Source organism: Paenibacillus sp. FSL k6-2145 (genome assembly GCF_037976585.1).
Lineage (GTDB): Bacteria > Bacillota > Bacilli > Paenibacillales > Paenibacillaceae > Paenibacillus.
The window spans coordinates 499,686-521,912 of the sequence record NZ_CP150267.1; the positions used below are offsets into that span (position 1 = coordinate 499,686).

Annotated in this window: 19 protein-coding genes and 1 pseudogene; 3 read left to right on the plus strand and 17 right to left on the minus strand. The window is 47.2% G+C overall.

Going from position 1 to position 22,227, the window contains the following annotated elements; genetic code table 11:
- Nucleotides 1-114 precede the first annotated feature (114 nt).
- The 11 genes from ptsP to NZ043_RS02245 form a co-directional block, all read right to left on the minus strand.
- On the minus strand, nt 115-1,827 hold the full coding sequence (gene ptsP / locus NZ043_RS02195) for a phosphoenolpyruvate--protein phosphotransferase (RefSeq protein ID WP_339310475.1): 1,713 nt from the start codon (nt 1,825-1,827) through the stop codon (nt 115-117).
- A complete protein-coding gene (locus tag NZ043_RS02200) occupies nt 1,820-2,095 on the minus strand; it encodes an HPr family phosphocarrier protein (RefSeq protein WP_036617010.1) in 276 nt (91 codons plus the stop codon). The genes ptsP and NZ043_RS02200 overlap by 8 nt, the downstream gene beginning before the upstream one ends.
- Nucleotides 2,096-2,172: 77 nt before the next feature.
- The gene (ptsG, locus tag NZ043_RS02205; RefSeq protein ID WP_091027710.1) at nt 2,173-4,224 is read right to left on the minus strand and encodes a glucose-specific PTS transporter subunit IIBC; all 2,052 of its coding nucleotides are present in this window, start codon (nt 4,222-4,224) and stop codon (nt 2,173-2,175) included.
- A gap of 287 nt (nt 4,225-4,511) precedes the next feature.
- Nucleotides 4,512-5,366: a PRD domain-containing protein gene (locus tag NZ043_RS02210; RefSeq protein ID WP_047844046.1), complete on the minus strand. Its 855-nt coding sequence runs from the start codon at nt 5,364-5,366 to the stop codon at nt 4,512-4,514.
- Between the two features lie 165 nt (nt 5,367-5,531).
- Complete coding sequence (locus NZ043_RS02215; RefSeq protein WP_339310477.1) at nt 5,532-7,088, minus strand: flotillin family protein; 1,557 nt, start codon at nt 7,086-7,088, stop codon at nt 5,532-5,534.
- A gap of 63 nt (nt 7,089-7,151) precedes the next feature.
- Nucleotides 7,152-7,688 (minus strand): hypothetical protein, encoded by a 537-nt coding sequence (locus tag NZ043_RS02220; RefSeq protein ID WP_017686844.1) that lies wholly within the window; start codon nt 7,686-7,688, stop codon nt 7,152-7,154.
- A gap of 279 nt (nt 7,689-7,967) precedes the next feature.
- Nucleotides 7,968-9,131: an iron-containing alcohol dehydrogenase gene (locus NZ043_RS02225; protein WP_339310479.1), complete on the minus strand. Its 1,164-nt coding sequence runs from the start codon at nt 9,129-9,131 to the stop codon at nt 7,968-7,970.
- A gap of 93 nt (nt 9,132-9,224) precedes the next feature.
- Nucleotides 9,225-9,812: an MSMEG_1061 family FMN-dependent PPOX-type flavoprotein gene (locus tag NZ043_RS02230; RefSeq protein ID WP_339310481.1), complete on the minus strand. Its 588-nt coding sequence runs from the start codon at nt 9,810-9,812 to the stop codon at nt 9,225-9,227.
- Nucleotides 9,813-9,969: 157 nt separating this feature from the next.
- Nucleotides 9,970-11,568 carry a UDP-glucose--hexose-1-phosphate uridylyltransferase gene (locus NZ043_RS02235; RefSeq protein ID WP_339310483.1) on the minus strand — a complete coding sequence of 533 codons (1,599 nt, stop codon included), beginning with the start codon at nt 11,566-11,568 and terminating at the stop codon, nt 9,970-9,972.
- 14 nt (nt 11,569-11,582) lie between these two features.
- On the minus strand, nt 11,583-12,572 hold the full coding sequence (galE, locus tag NZ043_RS02240; RefSeq protein ID WP_091020409.1) for a UDP-glucose 4-epimerase GalE: 990 nt from the start codon (nt 12,570-12,572) through the stop codon (nt 11,583-11,585).
- Between the two features lies 1 nt (nt 12,573).
- The gene (locus NZ043_RS02245) at nt 12,574-13,755 is read right to left on the minus strand and encodes a galactokinase (protein ID WP_339310484.1); all 1,182 of its coding nucleotides are present in this window, start codon (nt 13,753-13,755) and stop codon (nt 12,574-12,576) included.
- Between the two features lie 207 nt (nt 13,756-13,962).
- Here NZ043_RS02245 and NZ043_RS02250 point away from each other — a divergent pair, with 207 nt between their 5' ends.
- Entirely contained in the window at nt 13,963-14,883 is a 921-nt protein-coding gene (locus NZ043_RS02250; RefSeq protein WP_339312633.1) for an AraC family transcriptional regulator, read from the plus strand.
- 81 nt (nt 14,884-14,964) lie between these two features.
- Here the strand turns inward: NZ043_RS02250 and mgrA are convergent, their stop codons facing one another.
- From mgrA to NZ043_RS02280, 6 genes are all read right to left on the minus strand, one after another.
- Nucleotides 14,965-15,972, minus strand: coding sequence for an L-glyceraldehyde 3-phosphate reductase (mgrA, locus tag NZ043_RS02255; RefSeq protein WP_036674510.1), 1,008 nt, complete (start codon nt 15,970-15,972; stop codon nt 14,965-14,967).
- Nucleotides 15,973-16,050: 78 nt separating this feature from the next.
- Nucleotides 16,051-16,791 (minus strand): NAD-dependent protein deacylase, encoded by a 741-nt coding sequence (locus tag NZ043_RS02260; protein WP_339310485.1) that lies wholly within the window; start codon nt 16,789-16,791, stop codon nt 16,051-16,053.
- Nucleotides 16,792-16,906: 115 nt separating this feature from the next.
- A complete protein-coding gene (locus NZ043_RS02265) occupies nt 16,907-17,674 on the minus strand; it encodes an HAD family hydrolase (RefSeq protein WP_339310487.1) in 768 nt (255 codons plus the stop codon).
- A gap of 63 nt (nt 17,675-17,737) precedes the next feature.
- On the minus strand, nt 17,738-18,505 hold the full coding sequence (locus tag NZ043_RS02270; protein WP_133385875.1) for an alpha/beta fold hydrolase: 768 nt from the start codon (nt 18,503-18,505) through the stop codon (nt 17,738-17,740).
- Nucleotides 18,506-18,595: 90 nt separating this feature from the next.
- The gene (locus NZ043_RS02275) at nt 18,596-19,261 is read right to left on the minus strand and encodes a bifunctional 2-keto-4-hydroxyglutarate aldolase/2-keto-3-deoxy-6-phosphogluconate aldolase (protein ID WP_017686833.1); all 666 of its coding nucleotides are present in this window, start codon (nt 19,259-19,261) and stop codon (nt 18,596-18,598) included.
- Between the two features lie 88 nt (nt 19,262-19,349).
- Nucleotides 19,350-20,315: a sugar kinase gene (locus NZ043_RS02280; RefSeq protein ID WP_133385876.1), complete on the minus strand. Its 966-nt coding sequence runs from the start codon at nt 20,313-20,315 to the stop codon at nt 19,350-19,352.
- A 222-nt stretch (nt 20,316-20,537) separates the two neighbouring features.
- On the opposite strand from NZ043_RS02280, the gene NZ043_RS02285 reads away from it, so the two are divergent.
- Together NZ043_RS02285 and NZ043_RS02290 are read left to right on the plus strand one after the other, a co-directional pair.
- A complete protein-coding gene (locus tag NZ043_RS02285) occupies nt 20,538-21,578 on the plus strand; it encodes a fucose 4-O-acetylase (RefSeq protein ID WP_091027693.1) in 1,041 nt (346 codons plus the stop codon).
- A 123-nt stretch (nt 21,579-21,701) separates the two neighbouring features.
- Nucleotides 21,702-21,944 (plus strand): annotated as a pseudogene (locus NZ043_RS02290) (general stress protein); the annotation flags it as partial.
- Nucleotides 21,945-22,227: the final 283 nt, after the last annotated feature.

Here is a 22,227-nt window from a genome sequence, read left to right on the forward strand (position 1 = left end):
AACAAAAAAAGCCGATATCCACAATGAATCGCGGATACCGGCAGAATCGCTGCATCAATGCAGCTCATTATCGGAAAAAGAAAAACCTCAAATCCGGAGGAAACCCCGGCAAAATTACGCTTTAATGCTTTGAACCAATTCAACGACTTGTTCAGCCGTTTGCATATCCAGAGCTTTAGCAGCCAGTTCCTGCATATCCGCACGGGACAGCTTGGTGATCTGACTACGAGCAGGCAGAATGGAAGTTGCGCTCATGCTGAACTCATCCAATCCAAGACCGAGCAGCAATGGAATTGCTGTTTCGTCTCCTGCCATCTCACCACACATGCCAACCCATTTGCCTTCACGATGTGCTGCATCGATAACCATTTTAACCAAACGCAAAATGGCAGGGTTGTAAGGTTGGTACAGATACGCCACTCGTTCGTTCATACGGTCAGCAGCCATTGTGTATTGAATCAGATCGTTCGTTCCGATACTGAAGAAATCCACTTCTTTGGCAAATTGATCCGCCAGAACTGCAGTCGAAGGAATTTCGACCATGATTCCGAGTTGAATGCTGTCAGAAACAGCAATACCTTCAGCAACCAGCTTTTCTTTCTCTTCGAGCAAGACAGCTTTTGCTTCACGGAATTCACCTAGTGTTGCGATCATTGGGAACATGACACGCAGGTTTCCATGTACGCTTGCACGCAGCAATGCACGCAATTGTGTACGGAAGATATCCAAACGGTCCAGACACAAACGAACTGCGCGGAAGCCGAGGAATGGATTCATTTCTTTTGGCAGATCCAGGTATGGAAGCTCTTTGTCTCCACCGATGTCGAGTGTACGAACAACGACAGGTTTGCCTTCCATTTTTTCCAGTACCGCTTTGTAAGCATTATACTGAATGTCTTCGGAAGGAAGCTTGTCTCTGCCCATGTAAAGGAACTCGGTACGGTACAGGCCTACAGCCTCGCCGCCGTTCTCCAGAACACCTGTTACATCATTCGGTGTACCAATGTTAGCTGCAAGTTCAACATGAACGTTGTCCACCGTTACCGTTGGCTCATCACGAAGTTTTCTCCACTCTGCACGTTGTGCATCATACTGTTCCTGTTTGGCACGGTATTCAGCAATAACTTCATCAGTAGGGTTAACCAGTACGTGACCATCCAGACCGTCAACAATGATCATATCGCCTTGTTTCGCTTGAGCCAAGATGTCCTTGGTTCCAACAACAGCCGGAATTTCAAGAGAGCGAGCCATAATAGCCGAGTGAGAAGTACGTCCACCAATGTTAGTTGCAAAACCTTTAACAAATTGGCGGTTCAATTGAGCCGTGTCGGAAGGTGTTAGATCCTCCGCAAGCACAATCACTTCTTCATTGATCTCAGCCGGACTCATGAAGTCGATACCAAGCAAGTGATTTAGCACACGTTTGGTAACGTCACGCATATCTGCTGCACGTTCCTGCAGGTATGCACTCTTCATGTTCTCAAACATGGAGATAAATTGCGATGCCGTTTCGTTCAAAGCAAATTCTGCATTGATCATGTCATCTGCAATTCTAGCTTTAACCGGATCAATCAGTTCCGGGTCATTCAGAATGAGCAAATGCGAAGCAAAAATCTCAGCTTTTTTCTCGCCAAGCTCATGTAAAGTACGCTCTTTGATCGCCTCAAGCTCAGCCTGGGATTTACCCAGAGCTGAGTCGAGTTTTGCGATCTCTGCGTCAACGTCGTTAATTTGGCGTTTTTCTACAGAGTAATCAGGATGCTCCAAGATAAACGCCTTGGCGATAGCAATACCCGCCGAAGCCGCGATCCCGGAGACATTAAGCATTAATTTCGCCCAACCCTTCGTTAACCATAACGTCAGTCAAAGCTTGAAGAGCTTCAGCTTCGCCTTCGCCTTCAACGATGATGCTGATGGTGTCGCCTTGTTCCAATCCGAGGGAAAGAACACCCAGAATGGATTTCAAAGTTACTTTTTTACCGTTAGCTTCTGCAAAGGATTCTGCACCTTTGAATTTGTTTGCTGTATTAACCAGGGCTGTCGCCGGACGTGCGTGGATACCATCTTCGTCTGTAATTCTGAATGTTTGTTGCATTACAATCATCTCACTTTCAGTAGTTTGGTTTAGGCATTGCATATATTTACACTTGCTTGCCATCGTCGTAACACTTCTTATTTTATCTCAATGATTGGCTGTTCGCCAACTTTCAGCACTCCACTCTTCTTCAGAGTTACTGTGGAGCCCTCTGGCAGGTTAGTGAAAATAACTGGTGAAATGATCGAAGGAGCGTTTGCTTTGACATACTCCAGATCCACTTCCATAATCGGCTGACCTGCCGATACCAGATCACCTTCCTGTACCAGTACGTTAAAGCCTTGACCTTTCAGCTTCACCGTATTAACACCTATATGAACAAGCACTTCCTTGCCACCATCGGACATGATGCCCACGGCATGTTTGCTTGGAAATACATTAAACACTTTACCATACACAGGAGAAGTTATCGTACCATCATGTGGCAAAATTGCGAACCCGTCACCTGTCATTTTTTCAGCAAAGACCGGATCAGGTACGTTTGTAATGTCCAGCAATTCACCATTGACTGGCATGACGATATCCTCAGCAACGATGCGCTCGCCTTGCTCACCTTGTGCCTTCTCCTCTTCAGGAGTTGGTTTGGCAGCTGCTGGCGTTGGTGCTGGTGTTCTTCCTGCAATAATATCCTGCATTTGAGATTTGATCGTGTCGGAACGTGTACCGAAGATGGCTTGAACATTATTACCCACTTCAAGTACACCAGATGCACCCAATTGTTTCAAACGATCTTTTTTCACATTGGATTTCTCATTAACTTCAATCCGCAAACGAGTAATACAAGCGTCCAGATGTTTGATATTTTCCTTGCCACCAAAAGCTTCGAGAATGTTATGGGGCAGGTCATCCGTTGAACCAGAGCCTCCGCCAGATTCGGTTTCAGGCGTTGCATCCTCTCGTCCAGGTGTTTTGAGATTGAATTTGCGAATGATAAACCGGAAACCGAAGTAATAGATCACCGCAAGAATCAATCCGACAATAATCACGTCCCACCAAGGTGTACGGTTCGGAATAATCCCGAAGATCAGGAAGTCAATGAACCCACCGGAGAAGGTCATACCGATCTTGACACCCAGAATTTGCATGGTCATGAAAGACAAACCTGCAAAGATACAGTGTACTGCAAACAGGATTGGTGCTACAAACAGGAACGAGAATTCAAGTGGTTCTGTGATACCTGTCAGGAACGAGGTCAGCGCAGCTGAACCCATGATACCTGCAACATACTTTTTGTGTTCCGGTCTTGCTTCATGGTACATCGCAAGTGCGGCCGCTGGCAAACCGAACATCATGAACGGGAATTTACCAACTTGGAATGTTCCTGCTGTGAGAGCAACGCCATCACGTAACTGGCTGAAGAAAATCTTCTGATCCCCACGAATAACATCTCCGGCTTTATTCACATACTCACCAAACTCAAACCAGAATGGGGAGTAGAAAATGTGATGCAAACCGAACGGAATTAATGACCGTTCCACAACTCCAAAGATGAACGCCGACAAGGTCGGACTTGTATCTACCATGAAGTGAGATATGGAATTCAGTCCATTTTGAATCGGAGGCCAGATAATCACAAGAAGCAACCCGATTACAAGGGATACTACCGATGTGATAATCGGTACAAATCGTTTACCTGCAAAGAAACCGAGGTAAGACGGCAGTTCGATTTTGAAAAACCGATTGTAACATAGCGCGGCGGCAATACCTATGATTATACCTCCGAACACGCCTGTACTTAATGTTGGGATACCCAAGATGCTGGCATAACCCGGTACTTCACCGATCATGGCCGGAGTAACCCCTACTGCGCTACCCAGTGTGACGTTCATGACCAGATAACCGATGATCGCTGCGAGACCTGCAACTCCTTCGCCACCGGCCAATCCGACGGCTACACCGACGGCGAACAGCAATGCCAGATTATCGAATACGATCTGACCTGCGTTCATCATAATTGTTGCGATCGAGTTCACCCAAGGGGTGTCGAGCGCCGTTACATATTGCAAGAAATCTGGATTAACCAGCATGTTACCAATTCCGAGCAGCAAACCTGCCGCAGGTAGAATGGCTACAGGCAGCATGAGAGCTTTACCTACTCTTTGCAATACACCAAAAAGCTTTTTAAACATCGCGTCGTTTCTCCCTTTCGTCTAATTTATATGTTGTGATGCAAGCAAGGGAACACAAAAAAAGGCATGAATTAATAAAGTAAACTGTGCCAACCTTGGGGTATAGCATACCCTGTACAAGGAAAGAACAATCACACTTTAATTAACTCATGCCTGATCGAGTCAGTAACACGTCGCTTATGTTTATTCAGTTGCTTGATTACGGAAACCATTGTAGCACCAGTTCTAATCTATTGCAAGCCTTTACACCAAAAAAATAAATTCCGCATTCCATCACTGGAATGATCTCACTTATTCTCTTCTTCCTTCCGCTGATTCAGCCTTTGCAGATGAATGGTCAAATAACCTACCTCCGCAGGATAAACTGGCAGTTTCAGTCTTTTCTCCATTACTTTGGTCAGTTTCCATGCAAGCGAGTACATTTCGGGATACTCCAACTTGAGCAGGGAATCCAACTTATGAAGCTCCTCCACTTTGTCTCCACGCCGAACACGCTCAAGGGCGAAACGAAGATGAGTCAGCAAACGAGAGTAATCGAGCGATTCCGTTTCAAACGAATAATCGAGTTGATCAGACACCAGGTTCACCAAATCAGTGATCAATTGTGAATGTTCACGTACCTGGGATATATTTTGATTGGTCATTGCGCTATAGATATGGAGGGCAACAAAACCAATCTCGTCCATCCCCAAATCTACACCCATTTTCTCTTTGATCAGACGAACAGCGTATTCTCCCATTCGATATTCTTCAGGATAAATCTCGCGGGTTTCATATAAAAATGGATTTTGTATGATAATGCCCTGCTCCTTGCGTTTTAACGCGAAAGAAATGTGATCGGTTAATGCAATATGGATATGTTCATTCAGAGGAACGTCCGTACGCTCTGCAATATACGTAATAACTTCGTTAATAATCTCGATCAGTGCTTCATCCACCTGTGGAAGAAGCTGTTTGTACTGCTCTTGCTCCTGCTGGTTTTTCAAAATGAACATTTTCTCCACAGCCATCAATGGAATGTGATCACTCGGTTTTCGGTTAAAGCCAATGCCTTTACCAATAACAACGACTTCCCCGTGTTCAGGATGCTGTGCAATGATTACATTATTATTTAGCGCTTTATCTACATGCAGGCTGCTCATTGTTTGCACCTCTTTTTCACACCATCTTAGGTGTGATTAAGTCACACCCTGTTACGAACGAAAAGACACCCGGAGCGGGCAAACCGCGCCGGACGTCTCGCTTAAAAAGTAACAAAAATTCGTCTTAAGGTCAATAGAGCAACCATGCAAGATTCGAAGTGCTTCTTACTCGTCAACTCCAGCTCTTTCCACAATCTTGTCGATTATAGAAGGAGTTGTAACAGCCTCGCTCTGTAGAATGGCAACTGGCGCAGGTGTTTTAGACTTCGTAAGGCCTTTGATCAGCTGCTCTACATCAATGCCGGATACACTTTTGAGCATCTCTGGAGCGGTCGCCATAAGTTCGGTAACATAGTTACTCACTCGTGCTGCACCTTCACCTTTGCCTGTATCTACCACCGTCAGTTTATCAATGGATGCAATTGGCTCTGCAATTTTACCAGCCAGTTCAGGCAGCATTTTGACAATGATATCGAGTACAGCCGCTTCGCCAAACTTCTGGAACGCTTCGGCCAGTTTTTCCTTCGCTTCTGCTTCGGCAAGACCACGCAAACGAATAACTTCTGCATCTGCTGTACCTTTGGCAAGTTCCGCATCCGCCATGGCCTGACCTTCAAGTCGCTTCTGTTCAGCTGTTGCTTTGGCATGTGTTTCGATGGAATACTGTACAGCATCGGCTTCACGCATTCTTTTGGCTTTATCTGCTTCGGCAGCCTGCTCTACCGCATAACGATCCGCTTCTGCCTTTTTCTTCACTTCAGCATCATATTGCTTCTCACGTACGACGATTTCTTTTTCTTGGAGATCGATCTCACGTTCTTTACGAACGAGTTCAACCTTCATTTCTTCTTCCACCACGGTTTGTCTCGCGCGCGCTTCATGGATATGGTATGCCTGATCGGCTTCCGCTTTGGCTGTATCCTGATCCCGCTTAAACGTGGCTACTTTCAGTTCTTTCTCTTTGGCTGCTTCAGCGATATTGGTATCACGCAGCAACTCTGCTTTTTGCCCCTGTTCTTCCGCATTGGCCTTCTGAATACGTGCATCACGCATCGCTTCCGCTTCAGCAATCTCGGCATCCCGCTTCACTGCGGCAATTCTCGGTTTACCGAGAGCATCCAGGTAACCCTGTTTGTCACGAACATCCTTGATGGTAAATGAAACAATTTGCAGTCCCATTTTCTTCAAATCTCTAGCTGCTACGCCTTGAACCTCTTGCGCAAATCGATCCCGGTTCCGATATACTTCTTCCACCGTCATTGTACCCAGGATGGCCCGCAAATGCCCCTCCAGTACCTCCTGTGCTTCGCTTCTCAGCGCTTCTACAGGTTTACCGATGAATTGCTCAGCTGCCGTAGCAACGTCCTCTACAGCGCCTCCAACCTTGATAATAGCTACACCGTCAGCAATAACCGGAACCCCTTGCTCCGTGTACACTTCAGGTGTGGAGACATCCAGCTTGTGGGACAATAAGGAGATAAACTCGGATTGCTGGAATACCGGCAAGATAAATGCACCGCCACCACGAACAATCTTAATTTTTCGGCCAGAATCATCATCGGAGATATTTTTACTACCCAGAAATGATCCCGTAACGATCATCGCTTCATCCGGTCCAACCGTTTTGTATCTCGCCCAGAAAGCCAGACCTAAAATTAGAATGACTCCGACTACAACTATGGGAATCAATAAAACATCCCAATTCAAATTCAAATTTTCCATTCCACATCTCTCCCCTTATTCATTCATGATGAGTGCTTAAACTAATTAGGTGATAAGAGTACTTTATAAATCTTTAAGTACATTTTCATCCCATTCCGACACACGTAGTACACCATCTACAACATCCACCACGACAACACGGGCTCCCGCCGCAATGGGGAGGTGTTCAAAACTGGATGCCGTTTGAATCGTACTACCGGATGCGAAGCGAATCATCACTTCGCCAAAACCTTTTTCCGGCACCGGAATGGTAATTTCCCCAATTTTCCCAGATAACTCTTTCATTGAAAATGCAATCGAGACATCGCTGTTACGCATCGGTTTGATGTATGCGAAGAATACCAGCATGGCTGCAGCAATACCTATAAGCAGGGATAATATTAGACCCGACATCGCACTTAATGAACTATAACGTGTCAGCATAATGCCTGCCCCACCGAAGGTTGTAATGGAACCAGCTAGCACAACGGGTTTGAAAAAATCAAGACCTGGCATTTCGAAGGCTCCGTCCAGCAAGCCGTCAATCAAGTCACCCAGCACAAGACTGACAACCGCAAATATTGCTCCTCCGATCAGACACCCCCAATAAATTGTCTCCATCCCCTGTTCCTCCTCTCCTCTGCCGCAAATTCATCCTAACTGGGCATTCCACATGTAAATAAATACGTAGCTAACATCAAAATGTTTCAAAATCTTTCCTCAAATGTATTCTGAACCCGATAATGGGTATTATCACGACATTCGCTTCTTCTTGCTTCATGTTCCTCCATCATTCACGTGTACAGCCCGAATACATGAAAAAACCCCAAGCCTCCATGAAGGAGACTTGCGGTTATTCGACAACAGGATGTGTCCGTTCACTTGTCAGTGATTATTAAATTACAGAGAAGCCTTGTAGATGGATACAACATCTTCCCGTTGCAGTTTCTTGAAGTTACCGAATGGACCAAACAGCATAGCTTTATCAGCCATTACGTCGATCTGGCTATCATCGATATCATAATCAGCCAAACGGTTAGGGGCACCAATGGATGTCCAGAATTTGCTGAGCGCATCAATACCTTCTTCGGCAATCTGTCTGTCCGACTTGCCTTCAGGATTCACTTCGAATACATTAATTGCCAGACGTTTGAATCGGTCCACATTGACATCCAGGTTATGTTTCATCCAGTGTGGGAACAAGATTGCAAGTCCACCGCCGTGTGGGATATCATACACTGCGGATACCGCGTGTTCGATATTATGTGTTGCCCAGTCTCCTGCGAGACCCATATTCAGCACGCCATTCAGTGCCATTGTTCCGCAATACAGAATCGTTTCGCGCAGTTCATAGTTCTCCAGGTCTTCAACCAGACGAGGCGCTGCTTCCATGACGGTACGCAGAATCGTCTCACAGAAACCGAGTTGAACCGGTGTGTTGGCATCCAGATGGAAGTAATGCTCCAATACGTGGGACATCATATCCACCATACCGTATACCGTTTGGTCCAGTGGAACAGTGTATGTATTCACCGGATCCAGGATGGAGAAAGCAGGGAATGAATAAGCGCTACCCCAGCCCAATTTTTCTTGTGTATCCTGATTCGTAATAACCGAACCGGAGTTCATCTCCGAACCAGTTGCCGCCATCGTCAATACGGTACCGAGTGGAAGAGCATCCTTTGCAACAGCTTTGCGCTGTGCAAAATCCCACATATCGCCATCATATTTGGCACCTACCGCAATAGCTTTGGAGCAGTCCAATACACTACCGCCACCTACAGCGAGGATCAGGTCGATGTTATTTGTTTTGCAGAGGTCTACCCCTTTATGCACCGTAGAAAGACGTGGGTTAGGTTCCACACCTGCCAGTTCAGTCACTTCTGCTCCAGCTTCTTTAAGCAATCCGATCACTTGATCGTATAGACCACTGCGTTTGATACTGCCGCCACCATATACAAGCAGAATCCGTTTACCGTATTTCGGCACTTCTGTTTTCAATGCTTCCAGTTGTCCTTTACCGAAAATCAGACGGGTTGGATTATAGAATTGGAAAGATCTCATATCTATTGTCGCCTCCAATGGAGTTTAGAATTTTTAGTGCAACTCCAATTATAGTACCCCGTTTATAGAAAAACAAATCGATAGTCACTCACTTTATAACAACCCGTTAATCTCCAAATGGGCTCGAAACATCTCGCTCGTTGAAGGCAAATCCTCAGCATCCACCCATGTTTCTGAGGCCCATAATCCAGCCTGTTTGAATGCCCGCGGACAATGGATAAAACACTCTTCCACATCCACAATGACAGCCGCACCTATGGTTTTACCACTCCAGCCCATACTGGCGATGAACTCCTCATCCTTGGTAATGGATGCTGTGCCATTAATACGCAGCACTTCATTCATACCCGGAATCAAAAAGAGCATACCAATACCAGGGTTAGACAAAATGTTCAACAAGGAATCTATCCGCCGATTGCCTGGGCGTTCGGGATAGACGAGCCGGTATGTATCATACACTTTTACGAATCCCGCTCCATCACCCCGTGGTGACACATCACTTTTCCCATCACGATCGGAGGTGGAGAGGAAAAATAATGGTGACATGGATAGAAAGTTCTGAACATGTGAATCCACAAATGAAATTGCCTTGTTACGCACATGTTCATGCGGTTCACCCACCATGCCTTGCAGTTCCTCAGCATCTGTAATCAACGGAATATTCAATGCCTTCTTTTCCAAGTTATTAACCCCATTTCCTCAATTCATTGTGGTACTGTACTCTAGGACTTCACTCCATTATAACTTGCCCGGAATTTCTTTCCAATGCATACAAATGTATAGAATAACAAGAACAACACCCGCTCATGATTGGGCGGGTGTTTTGGTTTGTTGACTACTATTCAGTGTATCCCATGCTGCTTACAAAACGACGGAAAGCCTGACGTCCTGCTTCATCATATTTGTAGACACCTGCATGTTCCAGAATCTCGGCAAATTTCAAGCCGACTTCCTGTTGTACAATGGCAACGGCTTGTTCTTTGTCCAGGTTAGGACCAAAGCGTTCAATCAATTCTTCCGCCCAGCCCAGATGTTTGTTCAACACATGATCAGAAGCTTTGGAGGCTTCAGCAAGTTTGACATCTCCAGCGAGAATATCCGCGATACTGTCCAGTTCTTCTTTCAAACGACCTGGCAGGATTGCAAGCCCCATCACTTCGATCAGACCAATGTTTTCCTTCTTCAGATGGTGCATTTCACGGTGCGGATGGAAAATTCCTTCAGGATGCACATCATTCGTACGATTGTTACGCAATACGAGATCCATCTCGTAGCCACCGTCTGCACTACGACGAACGATTGGTGTTACCGTATTGTGCGGTACCTGTTCGCCGTCTACTTCACTGAATGCTTCAATATCCACAGCCGAATCACTGTAGACCTTCCACGCTTCATATACAGCGTTACCGGCTTCAAGCAGCTCTGCAGGATCGTGTGAGGCCAGACGCATGACGGACATTGGCCATTTCACAAGACTCAACGTAAGTCCAGGTGCATCCGCATGGCGGAAGACCGCCTCTGGCTGTGCATTTTGAATGGCGAATGTATGACGACCACCTTGGAAATGGTCATGTGTCAGAATCGATCCACCTACGATTGGCAGATCCGCATTAGATCCGATAAAGTAATGCGGGTACTCCCCGACAAAGGCAAGCAGTCTGCGCAGCGTATCTTTGGTCAGTTTCATCGGCACATGATCATGATGGAAAATGATGCAGTGCTCGTTGTAGTACACATACGGCGAGTATTGGAACAACCAAGGCTCGTTGTTAAGCTCCAGCGGAATAACTCTCAGATTCTGGCGAGCCGGGTGATTCACCCGACCGGCATAACCTACATTTTCACGACACAGTTGGCATTTTGGATATACCGGTGGCGGAAGCAATTTCGCCATGGCAATTTCCTTTGGACTTTTCTCCGGTTTTGACAGGTTGATGGTAATCTCCATGTCTCCATAGGCCGTGTCCTGTGTCCAGTAGACGTTCTTCGAGATCCGATCCATCCGAATATAGTTGGAGTTAATCGACAAGTCATAGAATTGAGATGTGGCCGCCTCAATGCCTTCCGTCTGCTCCGTGTGGCGGAATGCGCGTACCACTTCGGATGGGCGTGCCATTAAATGACCCATGATTTTGGCATCCAGCAAATCACGGAACGTATCACTATTTTCAGGAATGAGTCCAATGGTAAATCCATAATCGATCAACGTATCCAGCATCGCCTGTGGACCATCGGGCACAGTTGTGTCCAACTCGCCGGCATAAGGCTCCGAGAATCCGAATTGTTCCAGCAGGAGGTTGCGGCTGTAATCCCAATCCGCTTCCTCGATTAATTGTTTCTGCAAGGCAAATGCAACCAGACGTTCAATGGCATGCAGTGCTTCCTGCTGCTCCGGTGTCCGCTCTGTGGCACCTGCTGCAATATGAGTCTGTGACATAAGGTGTTCGCCTCCTAGTTTTTTCCGTAGCCGTCAGGACGTGATTGGTGCCAGCTCCAAGCGCTTTGAATAACATCTTCCAGATTGGTCCATTTCGGATTCCAGCCCAGAACGGATCTCGCTTTGGCAGATGAAGCTACCAGCACAGCCGGGTCACCTGCACGACGTGGTTCCTGTACAACCGGGATATCGAGGCCAGTCACTTTTTTAGCTGTTTCGATCACTTGTTTTACCGAGAAGCCTGTGCCATTACCCAGGTTAAACACGTTACTGTTCTCACCTTTGCGAAGATAATCTACTGCACGCAGATGTGCATCAGCCAAGTCGCTCACGTGGATATAGTCACGGATACATGTTCCATCTTCCGTTGCATAGTCGTCACCAAATACTGCGATGTGCGAACGTTGTTTCAAAGCCGTTTGCAGAACGAGTGGAATCAGATGACTCTCTGGTTGGTGATCTTCACCAATTTTGCCGCTCTCATGAGCACCGGCTGCATTGAAGTAACGCAGGGAAACGTATTTGATATCCTGAACTTTATCGAACCATGACATCATGCGCTCCATCATCAGCTTGGTTTCGCCGTATACGTTGGTTGGCTCTGTACGATCGCTTTCTTCGATTGGCACTTTCTCAGGCTCACCGTAGGTAGCTGCCGTAGAAGAGAAGACGATGCGGCGTACATTCGCTGCATTCATCGCTTCCAAGAGACAGAGTGTACCAAACACGTTGTTGTCATAATATTTAACCGGGTCTTTCATACTCTCACCTACGAGTGAGTTGGCCGCAAAGTGAATAACTGCATCGATTGAATTCTCAGCGAACAGCTTCGCCAGAATTTCTTTGTCACGCAGATCCCCTTCATACAACTTACCGCCGAGCAATGCCTCACGATGCCCTGTCTGCAAGTTATCCAGTACTACAACCTCTTCCCCACGTTCCAACAATGCTGCTACCGTATGAGATCCAATATACCCTGCTCCACCAGTCACCAAAATTGCCATTTTACTTCGCCTCCTTCAATTCTTTAACACCGTCACCTACGCCGCACACATAAAAATCACCTTTGAGAGTGGTACGCGCTTCATATGCAGCGCCCACTTCGCTTACAAAACGCTCGACATCATCTTCATGCACAAGTGATACGGTACAACCGCCAAATCCTGCGCCAGTCATCCGTGCACCAAGCGTGCCTGGAATCCGCTGAGCTTCTTCAACCATAACATCCAGCTCATCACAGCTAACTTCATACAAATCACGAAGCGATTCATGAGAAGCGTTCATCAGCTTGCCGAAGGTTTCCAGATCATTGATCCGTAAAGCTTCGACCGATGCGAGCACACGCGCGTTCTCTTCCACAACATGTTGTGCACGCTGTCTTACTTTCTCATCCTTGATCAGATCCTGTAGTGTTACGAACTGCTCTGGCGTCAATTGAGCCAGGTAATTCAGTGCAGGCAGCTGTTCCTTCAAGATGGCAAGTGCCTGCTCGCATTGGGAGCGACGTTCATTATAAGCGGAATCCACCAGACCGCGGCGTTTGTTTGTGTTACCAATGACCAATTTGTAGGAGCCTGTACGGAAAGGAACCTTTTCGTACTCCAGTGTGTCACACATCAGCAGGATCGCGTGATCCTGAGCACCGTTTGCGACAGCGAACTGATCCATGATTCCACAGTTGACGCCTACGAACTCATTTTCCGCTTTCTGGGACAGAAGCGCCAGTTGAACCGTATCAATATCCGACACACCCTCCAGAGACTGCATCGCAAATCCGGTAAGTACCTCCAGAGATGCAGACGATGAAAGTCCTGCCCCGTTGGGAATCTCCCCGTGGTACAGGAAATCGTACCCTTTCGTTACATTCACACCTTTTCCTTGCAATTCAACCATGACACCAACAGGATAGTCGGTCCACTCTCCGGTTTTCTCTTTACCAATAGTGGAAGTATCCAGTGTTCCTTCATAAGACATGTTCGTGGAAGCCAGTTGCAACTTGTTGTCCTGACGCTCACGGATCATTAATGTTGTACCGAATTCAAGTGCTGCCGGAAGCACGTATCCACCGTTATAGTCAATGTGCTCACCGATCAGATTCACACGCCCAGGGGCATGAAATACACGGATGTCCGCTCCACTCTCTCCGTACTTCTCAATAAACTTTTGTTTCAATTCAGTTACGTTCACTGCTGCTGCACCTCGCCTCGTTGTTGTGGTTTTCTTAATGTTATTATATAAGAAAGCGGTGCCTCTTGTAATGCAACCATGTGTGTTTCATATGGATAAATGTGACCTTAAGGCGTATAATGATCGGAGCATCCCGGAAAGAAGGAAACGAGCATGACAGACCCATTCAACGCCAAAAAAGAATCCCTTGCATCTTCTACAGAAAAAATGCAGGAATCACCTTCCGGTAAAAGTGGAGCACTCAGTTATTCTGTTGCCTCCAATCCGGTCTATTATGAGCAAGGCACGCTGCATGTCCTGTTTGCCGGAGCAAGCCAGACCCTTCCGGGTCACGCCGTCGGACCGAAACTATTTGATTATTATCTGCTGCACTATGTAGAAAAAGGGGCGGGTACGTTCCGTACCGAACTGCACACCTACGAGTTATCCGCAGGTGACTGTTTCCTCATTCATCCAGGGCAGCTGGTAAGCTACCAGTCTCATGCCCGCAATCCATGGCAATACCGCTGGATCGCCTTCACGGGCAGCCAGGCTGCCCAGCATGCCGAGGAGGCGGGATTCCGCCCGGAGAAGTCCGTTTTTCATGCCGGATCCTCGTGTGGAATTTCCGATTGGTTATCCGTGATGCAAGATGCTTTTGCCGAGCGCAAAGAAAGCTCCCATTTCACATCACTGGGTACGTTATATATGATTCTAGCCGAAGCACAGAATCACCTTTCGCAGGGCCAAACCTTAATTCCAGGTGAATCATCCATCCGACGTACGGTGAAACAGATGATTCAATATATGTCTACCCAATATGCCTATCCTGTCTCCATTGAACAAATGTCCGCGAGTCTTGGATACAATCGGGCCTATCTATCCCGTATTTTCAAACAGGAAACCGGACTGTCCCCAGTCACGTATCTGCTAAAACTGCGGATCGACAAGTCGCGCCAACTCCTGAGAGAACGCCCGGATCTGTCCATCGAACAGGTATCTGCCTCAGTGGGACTGCCAGACGCGCTGTATTTTTCCAAACAGTTCAAACGATTTCACGGTGAAGCGCCTAGCTTGTATCGAGAGAAAATACTGTCCCGCCCACTAAATCAGGGGTTACAGAAGAATGCTCAACAAAACAAACGGTAAGCAACTTAACGGACGGAACCACGTAAGACAAAAAAAGGTGCATTCCGCCATTATGGCTAAGATGCACCTTTTGCACTTTATTTATTTGTCATCAGGCTCCGGAGACAGGATGGATTCAATCCGTTCCAATTCCTCTGTAGAGAAATCCAGTTGACTGAGCGCAGCCACATTCTCTTCAATCTGGGAAGGACGACTTGCGCCAATCAGCGCGGAAGTTACCCTGCCATTACGCAGCACCCATGAGAGTGAAAATTGGGCCAAACTCTGACCACGTGCTGCTGCAATCTGGTTTAGCGCACGCACTTTGCGGAGCGTCTCTGGAGAGATGTTGTTTTCATTCAGGAATACTGACGGTCCTTTGGCACGTGAGTCTTCCGGGATACCATTCAAGTATTTGTTCGTGAGCACACCTTGTGCCAATGGACAGAATGCAATACTGCCTGTTCCATACTCATCCAGCACGTCCTGCAAACCATCTTCAATCCAGCGGTCCAGCAGCGAGTATTTCGGTTGATGGATTAACAGGGGCGTACCCAGACTTTTCAAAATTTCGGCAGCCTGTCTTGTTTGCTCTGCGGGATAGTTGGAGATCCCTACATAAAGGGCTTTGCCCGAGCGAACAATATGATCCAGTGCCATCATCGTTTCTTCCAAAGGCGTTTCGGGATCATAACGATGTGAATAGAAAATATCCACATAATCCAGGCCCATACGCTTCAAGCTCTGATTCAGACTGGATACCAGATTTTTGCGTGAACCCCACTCGCCATACGGCCCGGGCCACATATAATAACCCGCTTTGGTGGAGATCACCAGTTCATCACGATAAGGTTTCAGATCCTGGGCCAGTACCTGTCCAAATAACTGCTCTGCCGAACCTGCCGGTGGGCCATAATTGTTGGCAAGATCAAAATGTGTAATACCCAGATCAAATGATCGGGTAATCATATTACGGCCATTCTCAGCGTTATTGATACCGCCAAAATTATGCCACAGCCCCAGTGAAATCGCTGGCAGTTTCAAACCAGAACGTCCAACGCGGTTATATTTCATCGTTTCATAGCGAGTATCGCTTGCTACGTAGACCATTATGAATCCCTTCTTTCCCCAGGTTCCGCCTCTTGTATCCGGTCTATGCCGGAGAATGCGGTTATTCAGTCCATACGTTCAACCAAGAAGCTGGTCCACAATATTCATTACCTCACCAATCGGCTCTGTAATCAGCAAATCAGCCCTGCGGTCGTAAGCGGTAGGTGTGGCGTTAAGAAGAACGGTATGTTTTCCTTGAAAATACGTAATTAACTGGGCGGCTGGATATACCGTCAGTGACGTGCCGCCCACGAGTAACAGATCGGCAGAAGACAATGCATCAATAGAGCGATACAATGTCGTCTGGTCCAGCTCTTCCTCGTACAGCACTACATCCGGCTTGATTACACCACCACATGCGGTACAGCGAGGTACGGTATCTTGGGATTGTATAATATCATTCAGCGTATAAAACTGTTTGCAATCCATGCAGGCATTACGATGAACTGAGCCATGAAGCTCCAAGACAGTGCTGTTGCCTGCCTTCTGATGTAGTCCGTCGATATTTTGCGTGATCACTGCCTGAAGTTTTCCTTCCTGCTCCAGACGGGCCAATAGTCGATGACACCCATTCGGTTCCGCATCTGGATGAAGCATTTTGCCACGATAAAAATCATAAAAAATATCGGCATGTTGATCAAAAAAATGCCGGCTTAACAATTCTTCCGGTGGATAAGGCGAATGCTGCTCTGTCTGATACAGACCCGCAGCCGAGCGGAAGTCGGGAATCCCGCTTTCCGTTGAAGTCCCGGCCCCTCCGAAAAAAACAATCCGGGAGCTTTCCTGAATCCAGGCAGCCAGTTGTTCTGTTGCGTTCATCCTCTCTCCTCCTTTTACTTACTATATAAATTGAACTAAAGAATATTTACACTGGCCACTCCGTTTTGTGTAAATGTTGAGTTCAATTTATATCCTTCAACCAAGCAAGGGTGACTTATATAATTACGCTAAGCTCATTATAATGACGAATAATGGCATGGGCATCAACCAGATGAGATCCTTGATCTAACTGTGGACAGTAACCAAGCGTATAGGATACCTCTGCGTGACGACCCATCTGCATATCCCCATTACTGTCTCCAATTACAACGGCCTCGGCAGGATCGATATGTAATTCACTGCAAGCCAAGAGTGCTGCTTCTCTATCCGGTTTGCCCTGGGTCACCCGATCACAGCCCACAATGGAGGTGAAAAAGGAACGAATCCCCATCCAATCCAGATGTGTTTCTGCTGCCGCTGTACTGTCTGAAGTGACGACGGCCAGTGGTATGTCTGCTGCCCTGCATTTCTGCAAGAAATCCAGCAATCCTGACATTGGTTCAGCGGATTTGCGCTCTCTTACCGATCTCATAGCCACACTTGAAAATTGGCGTATCGTTGTGATCGCTTCATTCCATGGCATGCCTGCTGCATATAGCTGCCAGGCAAGCAATCCCGTGCACTCATCCACAGTCGCAATGGCCAGCGGGCCTTGCGGATCATATCCAACAATGTGACCTTCTGCATTATGAATGGTGCCCAGGACGTGCTCCCGTTCAACCGTAAATGAAGCTCCAAGCACATTCATACGTGATTGTAACTGACTCAGCAACGTCTCTGCCCACGGCCCCCATAGCTGGAGGAATTCCAGCAGTGTTCCATCTTTATCAAACAGGATACCTTTACATGGGATCTGCGCTCCATTCACTTGAAGCATGGTCATCCGTATCGCCTCCATCAAGTATGCTATAAATGCATACGGCCCTTAGTGCAGAATAATCAAAACCTACTTAATCGTACTTAACCAACCCAGAACTGTCTTGACGGTCTGATTTAGCTGTTCTTCTCCACTCACTTCCGGCTCGCCATCTCCTTTTTGATGACCATAATCACCGAACTGGGCGTGGTTACCACCTTCAATGGTGTAATATACCGTGTCTTCTGGAAGATACATCCGTCCACTTTGATACTTCGTGGCATTCACGACCTCATCTTTAGTTCCCAGAATGGATAAAGCAGGTATTCCAAGTGACTTTACGCTTCCTTTTTCATCCGGGTAGGATGCCAGAAAGAAGATGCCCTGTAGAGCATCAGGATGCGATGCTACATAACGTGCAGCCATCGACCCGCCGAGAGAATGTCCACCCATAACAAATTGTTCGTCCGGATATGCGGCCAGAATCTCATCTGCCAAGTTTGGCTTGAGCACTGCCAGATTAACTGGCATTTTGGCAATAATCGTGTGATGACCGGCAGCAGCCAGCTCATGGGCAAGTGGTGCATAACTTTCCGGTTTTACCAATCCACCAGGGTAGAAAAGTACACTTTTCCCAGCCGGTTTATCTGGCACAAAATCAATCCAGTTCTCTTGTTCGCTCACGGTCACCTTATTGGCTGTTTCCATAGCCGCTTGGGCTGTTTCCTGTGGACCGTATGGTGTGAATAATTTCCACGCAACAAATCCACATCCAATGACAATGAGCGCCAGAAGTACGAGCAGGAATTTCCCGATGCCCCTCTTCTTGCGCCCTGTATTATACCGATTTCTCAACATTAATCACCTTTCTTCACTTCCGCAGGTGCCGCGGCTCACAGAATTGGGAGCCTTTGTCCATCAGGCTCCCCTTCTACGAATTAAAAAATATTATTCAGCCTTGGCCTTGCGGTAAGCATCCATATATTGTTCCGCTTTGCGACGGACATGACTCAGGTCACCCGTCTTCACAGCTTCCGATGTCAAGTCGGAGCCGATACCTACAGCCACTGCTCCACCTTTGATCCAATCTCCCAGATTAGACAAGGATACCCCGCCAGTTGGCATAAAATTCGCCTGCGGCATAGGGCCCTTCATCGTTTTGATAATCGAAGGATCATACAGATTACCCGGGAACAACTTCACAATGTCCACGCCGAGTTCCAATGCGCGTTGAACATCAGCAATCGTCATCACACCAGGCAGAATCGGAATTCGATACAGGTTGCAGATCTGAACCGTATCCGGGTTCAGGGAAGGTCCGACTACAAACTCGGCACCCGACATGATAGCCGCTCTCGCCGTTTGCGGTTCAAGCACCGTTCCCGCACCAATAATCGCGAATTTCTCTGGATCTTGTGTGTTCCAATGGTATACACGGCTTAATTTTTCAATGGCTTTGAGTGCACTGGGTACTGTCATCGTAATCTCGATAACTTTAATGCCACCCGCAATCGCTTGCTCGGCCATGGCAATGACTTGATCCGCAGAATCTGCACGCAGAACTGCCACAACCCCATTGTCCGTAATCTTTTGCAACAGCTGAAGCTTCTTCATTTCATTCTCTCCCTTGTCAATGTGGTGGTTGTGTATACAAGCCTTACATTTAAGAACGAAGATGAGCCATATATGATTTCAGCAGCGACTAACGCTCAACATGGGCAACGTTGTTCAGCTTGGCCTCGACCTGCCCCCACGTCGGGAGCGCCTCCCAATCGCCAACAGCCTGTATAACCATGGAACCGGTCAAATTGCCGAGACGGGTTGCTTCCTGCGGGGAGTATCCTTTTAATAAACCCGACAAAAATCCCGCGCAGAATCCATCTCCTGCACCTACCGTATCCAGAACATAATCCGCCTTGAAGTACGGAACTTCCGTTAGGGTACCATTCGCCAATACGTAGGTCAAATCAGGGCCACCCTTCACGATGCACACAGCATTCATGGCAGATAAACGCTCAAGTACTTTTTGATCATTTTCTTCGTTATATAGAAGTTTCATCTCGTCCAGACCCGGTAAAAAGTAGTCCGCCAGTTCAGCTAAACGCAGTAAAACTGGACGGGCCTCTTCCGCAGACCATAGTTTGAGACGCAGATTTGGATCAAAGCTTACTTTCACCCCTGCCTGTTTGGCAATATGTATGGCAGCCTCTACGGTTGCAAGTCCGGACGGGCTTATCGCTGCCGTTATACCCGTAACATGCAATATCTTCGCCCCGGCAATATAGTCGGGATCCAGATCATCAGGTGTGATCGCACTTGCAGCAGATAGCTTCCTATAATAATGCACCGAGGCTTTCCCGGAAGCGTTCTCACGAATCATCAAACCAGTGGGCTCGTGATCACTTAACCTTACCCGGGATACATCTACGCCTTCACCGCGAATGGCTTTCAGAATCATGTTGCCGATCGGATCATTGCCCAAGCGTCCAAACCAACCACTGGTGTGCCCCAGGCGGGATACGCCAATAGCCAGATTGCTCTCAGCACCCCCGAAAGACTTGTCCAGTGTGGCTGCATATTCCAGCCCTCTTGTATCCTTGGCAGTCAGCAAACCCATACTCTCCCCAAACGTAATAATTTCCGGGCTTGGATAGGGACTCGTTGACATGATTTCTTCCCTCCTTATAATTACATTCCCTCATCTTCTTTTTCTATTGTCATCCTCTATGCAACCGTTGTCAATCCCGGAGCGTTCATTTTGTTGTCACAGCTTTGAGAAAAGATAACGCTTACCAATGTGAATTAAATCACAATAGATAATGCACATCCATATTACCCTTATTACAGATGCAAATGACCTGGCAACCAGGGTCTATAAGGGGGCTGCACCATGAAAAATCAGACACTGATCCGGGATGATCAGGAATCTTTCTTTTACAATCTGCGCTTTATGCTTATCGTCTGTGTCCTTGCTGGTAATGCACTTGAACCACTCATTACACGTTTTGCAGGAGCGGAAGCTCTGTTCCTGTGGATATATACGTTTCACATGCCACTATTTGTATGGGTAACCGGGTATTTTGCGACACACTCACTCCAAGGTGCATCTGGGCGAAACGTCCTGAAGCAGATTGCACTACAGTATGTACTGTTTCAGTCCCTATACGCATTGATGGACTTTACCGTATTCCACACACCCCATATGCGGCTATCCTTCTTTGCACCTTACTTGCTGTTATGGTTTCTCGCGAGTCATTTCTGTTGGCGACTGTTGCTTCGTCTGACGATTTCCTGGAAACCGATATATCGGCTGATTGGATCGATTACGCTCGGTGTAATTGCGGGGTATTTGCCTATCGACGGATTCTGGCTCAGCTTCAGCCGTACGTTTGTATTTCTGCCGTTCTTTGTCATCGGTTATGACTATGGAGCAACCATCCGTTCACATTTATTATCCGGTTGGGGGCGAAAAACCGCAGCCATCCTCTCTGCTGCACTGTTGGTGTGGATTGGGTATGGTGGTTTGAACATATCATCCGGATGGTTACTCGGCAGCATGACGTACGCCGAACTGGGTCACCACGAATGGTATGCCGGCATCTTCCGACTTGGAGTCTACCTATTGGAGATCGCATCGGCAGCACTGTTCTTGGCCTGGGTACCTTCCTTGACTTCCAGACTGACGGACCTTGGACGACGTACACTCTATGTATTTCTGCTGCATGGGTTTCTCGTTCGTCTCGCGATCTGGTCCGGAGTCTACAGTTATATGGGAAGCTCGGCGTATATTCCAGTCATACTGGTCATTGCCGTACTCTTCGCAGTCACACTGGCTCTGCCGGCTGTACGTCACACGTTCAAACCCTTAATTGAACCGGATATATCCCGATTTTCTTTCAATCGACATGAGGTGTTTAAACGATCGGCCTAATGCTCTGACGTGTCTCTTCACCATCCGTTCTATCCTGGTGTGTTGTTTCAGGCTGGAAATAAGGTGGTAAATTAGGGATACGCGCTACAAAAAACAACTTATCGTTGTAAGGAGTGATTTGTAATGGCACGTCAACCGACGTCAGAACGCAAGATGAGCCGTGAGGAAGCTGGCAGATTAGGTGGCAAAGCGACTTCCAAGAACCATGATCGAAGCTTCTACCAGATGATTGGAAAAAAGGGAGGAGAAGCGACTTCAGATGCCCATGACACTGACTTTTACAAGCAGATTGGTCGCAAGGGCGGCGAAGCAACCTCCGAAACTCATAATAAGGAATTCTATCGTGAGATTGGACGCAAAGGCGGAAGCAACTAATGAATTCCGCTTGCCACATCGAAACATGATCATAGCTTTCCCGTAAAATCAAGAAGTCTAATTCCATGAAAATGGTTTAAGGCTTCTTTCTATTGATTGTAGAAATATGACGACGGTTGTGATAGACTCAATAGAAAAACCGGGTGTTCACGGGTTTAAAGCAGCAAAGAATTTCACAAACTACGGGGAGCTCGACACCGGCATGCCGGTCCTTTTTTTTAGAGTACGGATGAAATTAAACGACAGATGCACTGCCATTTACTTTTCCATTCAT

Excerpts from the sequence above, each read along its gene's own strand:
- ptsP (WP_339310475.1), bottom strand. The coding sequence starts at position 1,827 with ATGCTTAATGTCTCCGGGATCGCGGCTTCGGCGGGTATTGCTATCGCC.
- NZ043_RS02200 (WP_036617010.1), bottom strand. The coding sequence starts at position 2,095 with ATGCAACAAACATTCAGAATTACAGACGAAGATGGTATCCACGCACGT.
- ptsG (WP_091027710.1), bottom strand. The coding sequence starts at position 4,224 with ATGTTTAAAAAGCTTTTTGGTGTATTGCAAAGAGTAGGTAAAGCTCTC.
- NZ043_RS02210 (WP_047844046.1), bottom strand. The coding sequence starts at position 5,366 with ATGAGCAGCCTGCATGTAGATAAAGCGCTAAATAATAATGTAATCATT.
- NZ043_RS02215 (WP_339310477.1), bottom strand. The coding sequence starts at position 7,088 with ATGGAAAATTTGAATTTGAATTGGGATGTTTTATTGATTCCCATAGTT.
- NZ043_RS02220 (WP_017686844.1), bottom strand. The coding sequence starts at position 7,688 with ATGGAGACAATTTATTGGGGGTGTCTGATCGGAGGAGCAATATTTGCG.
- NZ043_RS02225 (WP_339310479.1), bottom strand. The coding sequence starts at position 9,131 with ATGAGATCTTTCCAATTCTATAATCCAACCCGTCTGATTTTCGGTAAA.
- NZ043_RS02235 (WP_339310483.1), bottom strand. The coding sequence starts at position 11,568 with ATGTCACAGACTCATATTGCAGCAGGTGCCACAGAGCGGACACCGGAG.
- galE (WP_091020409.1), bottom strand. The coding sequence starts at position 12,572 with ATGGCAATTTTGGTGACTGGTGGAGCAGGGTATATTGGATCTCATACG.
- NZ043_RS02250 (WP_339312633.1), top strand. The coding sequence starts at position 13,963 with ATGCAGGAATCACCTTCCGGTAAAAGTGGAGCACTCAGTTATTCTGTT.
- mgrA (WP_036674510.1), bottom strand. The coding sequence starts at position 15,972 with ATGGTCTACGTAGCAAGCGATACTCGCTATGAAACGATGAAATATAAC.
- NZ043_RS02260 (WP_339310485.1), bottom strand. The coding sequence starts at position 16,791 with ATGAACGCAACAGAACAACTGGCTGCCTGGATTCAGGAAAGCTCCCGG.
- NZ043_RS02265 (WP_339310487.1), bottom strand. The coding sequence starts at position 17,674 with ATGACCATGCTTCAAGTGAATGGAGCGCAGATCCCATGTAAAGGTATC.
- NZ043_RS02270 (WP_133385875.1), bottom strand. The coding sequence starts at position 18,505 with ATGTTGAGAAATCGGTATAATACAGGGCGCAAGAAGAGGGGCATCGGG.
- NZ043_RS02275 (WP_017686833.1), bottom strand. The coding sequence starts at position 19,261 with ATGAAGAAGCTTCAGCTGTTGCAAAAGATTACGGACAATGGGGTTGTG.
- NZ043_RS02280 (WP_133385876.1), bottom strand. The coding sequence starts at position 20,315 with ATGTCAACGAGTCCCTATCCAAGCCCGGAAATTATTACGTTTGGGGAG.
- NZ043_RS02285 (WP_091027693.1), top strand. The coding sequence starts at position 20,538 with ATGAAAAATCAGACACTGATCCGGGATGATCAGGAATCTTTCTTTTAC.